This is a genomic window from Streptomyces sp. NRRL F-5122 (assembly GCF_001507435.1).
In the GTDB taxonomy this organism is placed as follows: Bacteria; Actinomycetota; Actinomycetes; order Streptomycetales; family Streptomycetaceae; genus Streptomyces; species Streptomyces lannensis.
In genome coordinates this window covers 1-373 of record NZ_LMWH01000152.1, presented here as the reverse complement: position 1 = coordinate 373, position 373 = coordinate 1, and the positions used below count along the sequence as shown (strand labels likewise).

Annotated in this window: 1 protein-coding gene; it reads right to left on the bottom strand. The window is 68.9% G+C overall.

Translation table 11 applies throughout. The features are described from left to right. Nucleotides 1-373 (bottom strand): FAD-dependent oxidoreductase (locus ADL25_RS17330; protein ID WP_159044944.1); only part of this gene is annotated, 373 nt, incomplete at both ends.

The following is a 373-nucleotide window of genomic DNA, read 5'->3' as shown; positions in this document are numbered from 1 at the left end:
CTCCTTGGCCTTGGCCTCGGTGATGCCGACGGAGGCGACCTCCGGGTGGCAGTAGGTGACCCGCGGCACACCGTCGTAGTCGATCGGAACGACCTTCAGACCGGCCAGACGCTCTGCCACCAGGATGCCCTCGGCGAAGCCGACGTGCGCGAGCTGGAGGGTCGGGACCAGGTCGCCGACGGCGGAGATGGTGGGGACGTTCGTCCGCATGTACTCGTCGACGAGGACGTGACCGCGCTCCATGGCGACCCCGACCTCCTCGTAGCCGAGACCCTGGGAGACCGGGCCGCGGCCGACGGCGACGAGGAGGACCTCCGCCTCGAACTCCTTGCCGTCGGCGAGGGTGATCTTGACACCGTTCTGGGTGTACTCG